This is a genomic window from Staphylococcus sp. HMSC067F07, assembly GCF_001837405.1.
GTDB lineage: Bacteria > Bacillota > Bacilli > Staphylococcales > Staphylococcaceae > Staphylococcus > Staphylococcus capitis.
This window is the reverse complement of the sequence record NZ_KV832242.1, coordinates 21761-30705: the sequence shown is the minus strand read 5'-3', so window position 1 is coordinate 30705 and position 8945 is coordinate 21761. Positions and strand designations below refer to the sequence as shown.

At 32.2% G+C, this 8945-nt stretch carries 8 protein-coding genes, 4 tRNA genes and 1 pseudogene; all 13 read left to right on the top strand.

The genetic code is table 11. The features are described 5' to 3' along the window. Positions 1 to 43 precede the first annotated feature (43 nt). The 13 genes and pseudogenes from HMPREF2706_RS11785 (at position 44) to fumC (ending at position 8888) form a co-directional block, all read left to right on the top strand. Positions 44 to 118 (top strand) — tRNA-Gly (locus tag HMPREF2706_RS11785). A 13-nt stretch (positions 119 to 131) separates the two neighbouring features. Continuing rightward, positions 132 to 206 (top strand) — tRNA-Gly (locus HMPREF2706_RS11780). A 16-nt stretch (positions 207 to 222) separates the two neighbouring features. Then, positions 223 to 297: transfer RNA gene (locus HMPREF2706_RS12270), tRNA-Gly, on the top strand. A 40-nt stretch (positions 298 to 337) separates the two neighbouring features. Further along, positions 338 to 420: transfer RNA gene (locus tag HMPREF2706_RS11775), tRNA-Leu, on the top strand. Positions 421 to 666: 246 nt separating this feature from the next. Further along, positions 667 to 1725 (top strand): PTS sugar transporter subunit IIC, encoded by a 1059-nt coding sequence (locus HMPREF2706_RS11770; protein ID WP_002434721.1) that lies wholly within the window; start codon positions 667 to 669, stop codon positions 1723 to 1725. 143 nt (positions 1726 to 1868) lie between these two features. After that, a pseudogene (locus HMPREF2706_RS11765) lies at positions 1869 to 3326 on the top strand (ABC transporter substrate-binding protein/permease). Next, positions 3319 to 4041 carry an amino acid ABC transporter ATP-binding protein gene (locus HMPREF2706_RS11760; RefSeq protein WP_064212285.1) on the top strand — a complete coding sequence of 241 codons (723 nt, stop codon included), beginning with the start codon at positions 3319 to 3321 and terminating at the stop codon, positions 4039 to 4041. Before HMPREF2706_RS11765 ends, HMPREF2706_RS11760 begins: the two are co-directional and overlap by 8 nt. Positions 4042 to 4163: 122 nt before the next feature. Beyond that, a complete protein-coding gene (gene queG / locus HMPREF2706_RS11755; RefSeq protein WP_087671673.1) occupies positions 4164 to 5327 on the top strand; it encodes a tRNA epoxyqueuosine(34) reductase QueG in 1164 nt (387 codons plus the stop codon). Between the two features lie 2 nt (positions 5328 to 5329). Beyond that, on the top strand, positions 5330 to 5800 hold the full coding sequence (gene trmL, locus HMPREF2706_RS11750; RefSeq protein WP_023350044.1) for a tRNA (uridine(34)/cytosine(34)/5-carboxymethylaminomethyluridine(34)-2'-O)-methyltransferase TrmL: 471 nt from the start codon (positions 5330 to 5332) through the stop codon (positions 5798 to 5800). A gap of 179 nt (positions 5801 to 5979) precedes the next feature. After that, positions 5980 to 6579: a 6-phosphogluconolactonase gene (locus tag HMPREF2706_RS11745; protein ID WP_002453580.1), complete on the top strand. Its 600-nt coding sequence runs from the start codon at positions 5980 to 5982 to the stop codon at positions 6577 to 6579. A 27-nt stretch (positions 6580 to 6606) separates the two neighbouring features. Beyond that, on the top strand, positions 6607 to 6786 hold the full coding sequence (locus tag HMPREF2706_RS11740; protein WP_002434789.1) for an SAS053 family DNA gyrase inhibitor: 180 nt from the start codon (positions 6607 to 6609) through the stop codon (positions 6784 to 6786). Between the two features lie 164 nt (positions 6787 to 6950). Then, on the top strand, positions 6951 to 7349 hold the full coding sequence (locus HMPREF2706_RS11735; protein ID WP_049428016.1) for a hypothetical protein: 399 nt from the start codon (positions 6951 to 6953) through the stop codon (positions 7347 to 7349). 153 nt (positions 7350 to 7502) lie between these two features. Beyond that, the gene (gene fumC / locus HMPREF2706_RS11730) at positions 7503 to 8888 is read left to right on the top strand and encodes a class II fumarate hydratase (protein ID WP_070862417.1); all 1386 of its coding nucleotides are present in this window, start codon (positions 7503 to 7505) and stop codon (positions 8886 to 8888) included. Positions 8889 to 8945: the final 57 nt, after the last annotated feature.

Below are 8945 nucleotides of genomic sequence, written 5' to 3'. Positions count from 1 at the left end.
TATAGGTGCAAGTCCTATCTTCCGCTCCATTAATTTATATCATGCGGGAGTAGTTCAACTCTTAGAACACGTTCCTTCCCGGAACGAGGTATAGGTGCAAGTCCTATCTTCCGCTCCATTAATTTTTATATGCGGGAGTAGTTCAACTCTTAGAACACATTCCTTCCCGGAATGAGATATAGGTGCAAATCCTATCTTCCGCTCCATATAATTTAATATTAAGCGGGAGTAGTTCAATTTTTAGAACACGTTCCTTCCCGGAACGAGGTATAGGTGTAAGTCCTATCTTCCGCTCCATAATATGCTTCCATAGGGAAGTTTTTTATTTATCTATTGAGCCGGTGTGGCGGAATTGGCAGACGCGCGGGACTCAAAATCCCGTTCCTTTTTGGAGTGTCGGTTCGATCCCGACCACCGGTATAATTTTATATTCTTTTAGGAACTTTTAGAGTGAGAATGTTGTTAAATCAACGTTTTCACTCTTTTTTTAATACTATAATAAATACGAATATGATTATCAGAACTTAATGTGTTAAAGAAGATATTAACCTGAAAAATAAAAAAATACTAAAACACCCTTAAATTTTTACTTTTTCTAAATTTAGTTATTGTTAATCATACTTATCTATAATACTATTAATCTAATGCAATTGTTGGAGGTACATCATGAGTCAATCTCAATTTAGTGGAAAATCATTTTTTAACAATATATTAAATGCTGTAGGGGCGGGGGTAGTTGTTGCTCTATTACCTAATGCATTATTAGGTGAATTACTCAAGTTATTTAAAGAAGGAAATCACTTATTAGAAACTATATTCCAATTAGTAACTGTTATTCAATCATTTATGGCTTTTATAATAGGTGTGTTAGCGGCGCATCAATTTAAATTTAAAGGAGCAGGAGCTGCAATGATAGGTACTTCTGCTATATTAGGTTCTGGAGCTATACAGTTTAGTAATGGTGGCATAGCTTTAAAAGGGATAGGAGATATTATTAATGTCATTATTGTGGTCGTTATCGCTTGTGCCATTTATATGTTTCTTGAGGGTAAACTTGGTTCATTTGAAATGATTATACTACCGGTATTAGTACCCGTAGTTAGTGGAGCGATAGGTTTAATGACACTCCCATATGTTCAAATCATTACTAAATCTATTGGTAGACTCATTAATGGCTTTACAGAATTAAACCCATTATTAATGTCTATCCTTATATGTGTGACATTTTCTTTATTGATGGTTACACCTATTTCCCTCGTAGCGATAGCTACTGCTATAAGTTTAACTGGTTTAGGTAGTGGTGCTGCAAATATGGGTATTGTAGCAGCATGTGTAACGTTTTTATTTGGATCACTAAGAGTCAATTCAATCGGTGTCAATTTGGTCCTATTAATTGGTGCAGCTAAAATGATGATACCTGTCTATTTGAAGAACTTAATTATTGCTATTCCCTTAACACTAAATGGGATTATTTGTGGTATAGTAGCGTATCTTTTAAATATTAAGGGGACACCATTGTCAGCTGGTTTTGGTTATACAGGTCTAGTTGGACCGATTAATGCGCTTAATCGAATGTCTGGTGATACGTCTTTCAATATTATTTTATTGATAATTGGTTATTTTGTTGTTCCATTTATTGGTGCGTTTATTATACATCATTTATGCAAAAGATTTATTCATTCATATAGCGATGAAATCTATAAATTTGAAATACCAAAAGAATAAATTATTATATGCATGAGAGCGATGTTTCATGGTAGTATCTATTGAAACATTGCTTATTTTTTTGTCTTTCTTCAAAATTAAATTGCATTATTATAAGTAATTATGTATAATAATGTATATTTATTTAGGAGGGCTCTTAAAGTATGTACAAAATTATTAAAATTCTTATAGTCATTACACTACTTCTAGGCTCTGCAATTACATATATAAATCCAATTGCTAGTGCTGAAGAAGATTCTAATTGGAACAAGATTAAACAACGTGGTGAACTTCGTGTTGGATTATCTGCTGATTATGCACCTTTAGAATTTGAAAAAATAAAAAATGGTAAAACTGATTATGCAGGTGTCGATATTGAGCTAGCGAAGAAAATAGCCAAAGATAATCATTTGAAGTTAAAAATTATTAATATGCAATTCGATAGTTTATTAGGGGCATTAAAAACTGGAAAAATTGATGTCATTATATCTGGTATGACTACAACACCGGAAAGAAAAAAGGAAGTAGATTTTACCGAGCCGTACATGATGACAAATAATGTAATGTTAGTTAAAAAATCAGATAAAAATAAATATAAAGATTTGAAAGATTTCACAGGTAAGAAAATTGCTGCTCAGAAAGGAACTGATCAAGAGAAAATAGCTCATAATGAAATAAAAGATAGTCAAGTATCCTCTCTAAATCGATTACCTGATTCAATTTTAGCTCTTAAAAGTGGTAAAGTTGTAGGAACAATTGTCGAAAAACCAGTAGGAGAAGCGTATTTAAAACAAAATCCTGAATTAGAATTCGCTAATGTAAAATTTAATGAAGAAAAGAAACCTACATGTATAGCAGTTCCCAAAAATTCGCCAATTTTACTAAAGCATTTAAATCAAACTATTGATGAAGTAAACAACAAAAACCTCATTGATAAGTATATGAATCAAGCTGCTCAGGATATGCAAGATGATGGGAATTTCTTCACAAAATATGGAAGTTTCTTTATTAAAGGAATTAAAAACACTATTTTAATCTCATTAGTAGGCGTTATTTTAGGTTCTATACTAGGTGCTTTTATCGCATTATTGAAAATAAATAAATTTAAACCATTATCTTGATTAGCAAGTATTTATATTGAATTCTTAAGAGGAACACCAATGTTAGTACAAGTATTTATTGTATTCTTTGGTACCACAGCAGCACTTGGCTTAGATGTTTCCGCACTTATATGTGGAACAATAGCACTTATCATAAATTCATCAGCATACATAGCAGAAATTATTAGAGCAGGTATCAATGCTGTGGATAAGGGTCAGATGGAGGCAGCAAGAAGTTTAGGTTTAAACTACATTCAAACTATGAAGTCGGTCATTATGCCTCAAGCGATTAAAAATATTTTACCAGCTTTAGGAAATGAATTTGTTACGCTTATTAAAGAATCATCGATTGTTTCAACTATTGGTGTAAGCGAAATTATGTTTAATGCTCAAGTTGTTCAAGGTATTTCATTCGATCCTTTTACACCTTTAATCGTTGCTGCAGTTCTATACTTTATTTTAACGTTTGCATTATCACGCATCATGAGTTTAGTTGAAGGGAGAATGAAAGCTAGTGATTAAAATTAAAAATTTGAACAAAAAGTTTGGAAATCATGAAGTTCTTAAAGATATTAATCTAGAAGTTTCTCAAGGAGAAGTAGTTGCTATTATAGGTCCTTCAGGTAGTGGTAAAAGTACGTTGTTACGTTGTATGAATTTACTTGAAACACCTACGAAAGGACAAGTTATTTTTGAAGGTAATGATTTAACTCATAAAAATGTTCATTTAGATGAATTACGTCAAAAAATGGGGATGGTATTTCAAAACTTCAATCTATTTCCTCATAAAAAAGTGATAGATAATATTATGTTAGCACCTAAGATGTTACTTAAAGGGGATAAAGAGCAGTTAAAAAATACCGCTTTAGCTTTATTAGATAAGGTAGGTTTAAAGAATAAAGCAGATGCATATCCTAATCAATTATCTGGAGGACAGAAACAAAGGGTTGCCATCGCTAGGGCATTAGCCATGAAACCAGATGTTTTATTATTTGATGAGCCAACATCTGCGTTAGACCCGGAGGTTGTAGGAGATGTATTAAAAGTAATGAGAGATTTAGCTAAAGATGGAATGACGATGGTAATTGTTACGCATGAAATGAACTTTGCTAAAGAAGTTAGTGATAAAGTGATTTTTATGGCAGATGGCGTTGTAGTGGAATCAGGTAAGCCAACAGCAATTTTTGAACATCCTCAACAAGAAAGAACTCAAAATTTCTTATCTCGTGTATTATAATAAGCTGATATTTAAATTAAGATAGAACGTAGAAATCTTTCACTATGTCATTGATTTCAGTTCTATCTTTTTTTTAGAAAAATAAAAACTCACAACGTTATCCTATTTAAACATGTGTTAAAATGACATATGTAATTTTATGTGAGGGGGCAAAGCTTGTGGATTACAAGCAGTTAAAAAGAGAGATTATCGACTATGCCCATTCGATTGGCATTGATAGTATAGGTTTCACAACTGCAGATCCGTTTGATGAGCTAAAACAAAAATTGGAAAGCTATCATTCAAAAGGTTTTGCATCTGGATTTGAAGAATCAGACATCGCTCTAAGAACTGAACCTAAACTAAGTTTACCGAGTGCGCGTTCCATTATCGCAATCGCTGTAGGTTACCCAAATAAATTAAAAGGTGCACCTAAAAGTGTAAGAGGTGATCGACGTGGCATGTTTGCGCGAGCTTCTTGGGGTCAAGATTATCATACAATTATGCGTAAAAGACTTGATAAATTAAGTGAATTTCTACGAGAAAAGGTACCCGATGTCGAGATACAGTCTATGGTAGACACTGGTGTACTTTCAGACAGAGCTGTAGCAGAACGCGCAGGATTAGGATTTGTTGGTAGAAATGGATTTGTTATTTCTCCAGAATTGGGGACTTGGACTTATTTAGGTGAAATGTTAGTGAGTATACCTTTCGAACCAGATGATCCTATTTTAGACAGTTGTGGAGACTGTACAATCTGCGTTGATCGTTGTCCTACGGGTGCATTAGTAGGTAATGGTCAGTTGAATAGTCAAAAATGTATAAGCTTTTTAACCCAAACAAAAGGTTATCTACAAGATGAATACCGTTATAAAATAGGAAATCGTTTATATGGTTGTGACACATGTCAACAAGTGTGTCCTAAAAATAGAGGTATTAATACTCAACATGATGATATAGTACTTGAACCGGAAATCCTAAAACCACGTTTAGTTCCTTTGTTGCAAATGAGTAATAAAGAGTTTAAGAACACTTATGGTCATTTGGCTGGAGCGTGGCGAGGTAAAAAACCTATACAAAGAAACGCAATTCTAGCTTTAGCGCATTTTAACGAGGAAAGTGCTATACCAGAACTAAAAGAAGTTGCACTTAATGATCCTAGACCTATGATTAGAGGTACAGCTTATTGGGCTATAGGTCAAATTCAAGGTGAAGACGCAAAGGCTTTTATTAATGAAAATTATGAAAAAGAAATAGAGGAAGTTCAAGTAGAAATGAAAAAAGGCTTGGACATGAGGAGAGACTGAATATGACAAATCATATTGTATTATTTCAACCAGAGATACCTGCTAATACTGGAAATATAGCTAGAACATGTGCTGGTACTTTCACACATTTACATCTTATTAAACCCTTAGGTTTTAGTACAGATGATAAAATGTTAAAAAGAGCTGGGTTAGACTACTGGGAGCATGTAAATATTACATATCATGAAAGCATTGAAGAATTTTTTGATAGCACTAAAGGTAATTATTACTTATTAACTAAATTTGGCAAACAAACTTATAGCGATTTTGATTTTTCTAATACATTAGAGAATCATTATTTTATTTTTGGAAGAGAAACAACTGGGCTTCCTGATTGGGTAAAAGAGAAATATGCTGATACCGCTTTAAGAATACCAATGAGCGATAAAATTAGATCATTAAATTTATCTAATACGGCTGCACTATTAATTTATGAAGCTTTAAGACAACAAGAATTTCCAAATCTTTCATAATTAAATTTTATTTTTAAAAATATATAAATGTCATCATTTAGTTAGAAATGTTATATTTAATCATGAAGTACTAACATTAAACTGAATTTACTTGGTTTGATAAATTGTTTAAAAGGGTATACTTGAAATTAATATCAACCATTCTATGTAAAGAGCAAACTTAGAGGAGTGTAATTAATATGGCAATGAACTTTAAAGTATTTGAAAATAGTGAAAGAGTAGCAGAATATGCTGCAGATATTATTCGTAAACAATTTAATAATAATCCAACTACAATTGCAGGTTTTCACTTAGAAAAAGATCACGCACCTGTATTAGATGAACTTAAGAAAAATGTAGATACGCATGCTGTAGATTTCAGCCAAATCAATATTTTAGATTATGATGATAATAGATCTTATTATGAAGCATTAGGTGTACCTGAAAGCCAAGTGTATTCAATTTCTTACGAACAAGATGCAATTGATTTTATTTCAGATAAAATGAAAACTAAAGAAAATAAAGGTAAATTAATCCTTCAAGTTCTTTCAATTGATGAAAGTGGCAAGTTAGATGTAAGTGTACGTCAAGGTCTTATGGAAGCTAGAGAAATTTTCTTAGTTGTTACAGGTAGTAATAAACGTGAAGTTATTGAAAAACTTTATCGTGAAAACGGTAAATCTAGTTATGAGCCAGCAGATCTTAAAGCACACCGCATGGTAAATGTTATTTTAGATAAAGAAGCGGCTGCAGGATTACCTGAGGATGTTAAAGAATACTTCACAGCACGTTATGTTTAATCAATAAACTATGTGAGGGATTTTATAATGAATAAAGAACATGAATCTAAATTGAATTATCATGAAGAAGAAAATGCTATGGTTACAGATTTAGATGATTTAAAAGAATTAGGAAAAGAAATGGAACAAATTTCAGAAGAAAATGATGAAGATAAATTAAACCAATCTCATGATGAAGATGTTCGTTCTGACCTTAATAATGAATAATAATTTATTTGACTCCAATAAGCTAGCTTTTATTAGTTTATTGGAGTTCTTTTTAAATTTATTAATTTTTAGTTTTAAATTTTCATCTACTATGACAAAGTTCCACCTCATTATGGAATTGTGATAAGATACTAAATAGTGAATAATTCAAGGAGATTCAAAATATGTTAGGAAAATATTGGCTGCATTTGATGATAGCAACCATCATTATTAGTTTAATTTCAATTAAAGCGTTTCCGCTTGCTTTAGGAGCTCTCTATTTACCCTTACTATTTAAAATTGTTCAGCTTCAATTAAACCTCTCAAAGGGTTTAATCGATGATGTGAGTGCTCAAACTTTTATTAAAAGTAATCAATCCGGCGTTGTAATCAGTGTTATTTGCTGTTTAGCCATTACAGGTATTCTTATCTATACACTTAATAGCTTTTATAATAGCTTAACTGGAATTTTAGGATTTTTAGTTTCAATTAGTCCATTCACTATTGCGTTAAGTGTAATTTTATTTATTTTAACAGCTATAGCAATTGTACAAGCTATTAAAAGTAAATATAAAAATGCTTAATTCATTATATATTCCCTCATTACTTCTAATCACTTTAGAACATAATGAGGGTTTTAATATTTGAAATGAAAACGTTTCACCTCATCGTTGCCCATACAAATTAAATAGTGCTATACTACAATTAAATAAAGATGAATAAGGGGAGAGAAATGTATGTCAGTCAGAATTGAACATGATACTTTTGGAGAAATTGAAGTACCTGGAGATAAGTTTTGGGGTGCTCAAACTGAAAGAAGTAAACGTAATTTCCCAGTTGGTAAGGAACGCATGCCAATTGAAGTAGTTTATGGATTCGCTCAATTAAAAAGGGGTGCAGCGTTAGCTAACAATGAGTTAGGAAAATTAAGTGATGAGAAAAAAGATGCCATAGTATATGCATGTGATCGCATTCTTAAATGGGAGCTAGACGAACATTTTCCATTAGTAGTTTGGCAAACAGGAAGCGGCACTCAAAGTAATATGAACGTAAATGAAGTAGTAAGCTATGTAGCTAATGAGTATCTTAAAGAACATAATAGTGATGAAATGATTCATCCTAACGATGATGTAAATAAATCACAAAGCTCTAATGATACATTCCCAACAGCAATGCACGTTGCTTTATATCATGAAGTTGAAACAAAATTAGAACCAGCGCTTAAGAACCTGCGTAATACTTTAAAAGAAAAAGAAGATCAATATCAATCAATTATTAAAATTGGACGTACACATTTACAAGATGCAACCCCAATTAAATTAGGCCAAGAAATTAGTGGTTGGCGATATATGTTAGATAAATGTGAAGAACTTTTAAGTGAATCTAAGAAACATATCCTTAGTTTAGCTATCGGTGGCACAGCAGTGGGAACTGGAATAAATGCTCATCCAGAGTTTGGAGCTAAAGTAGCTAAATTTATTTCAGATAACACAGGGTATGCCTTTGTTTCATCTGATAATAAATTCCATGCTTTAACTGCACATGATGAAGTAGTTCAATTACATGGTACATTGAAAGCATTAGCAGGCGATTTAATGAAAATTGCAAACGATGTAAGATGGTTAGCTTCAGGTCCAAGAGCAGGTTTAGCAGAAATTTCTATTCCTGAAAATGAACCTGGTTCATCTATTATGCCTGGTAAAGTTAATCCAACACAATGTGAAATGTTAACTATGGTCGCAGTACAAGTTATGGGTAATGATACTGCAGTTGGTTTTGCAAGTTCACAAGGTAACTTTGAATTAAATGTATTCAAACCAGTTATTCTTCATAATACTTTACAATCAATTTATCTATTAGCTGACGGTATGCAAACATTTAATGATAATTGTGCAGTAGGTATTGAGCCGATTGAAGAAAATATCGACAATTACTTAAATCAATCATTAATGTTAGTTACAGCATTAAACCCACATATAGGTTACGAAAAAGCGGCTCAGATTGCTAAAAAGGCGCATAAAGAGGGATTAACTCTTAAAGAGTCAGCTATAAATAGCGGATATGTTACTGAAGAACAATTTGAAGAATGGATTAAACCAGAAGACATGGTTGACCCTCACTAATTAAATCTATGATAAAAGCGAGAGGCGTATTGAATAATACGTCTCTCGCTTATTTAA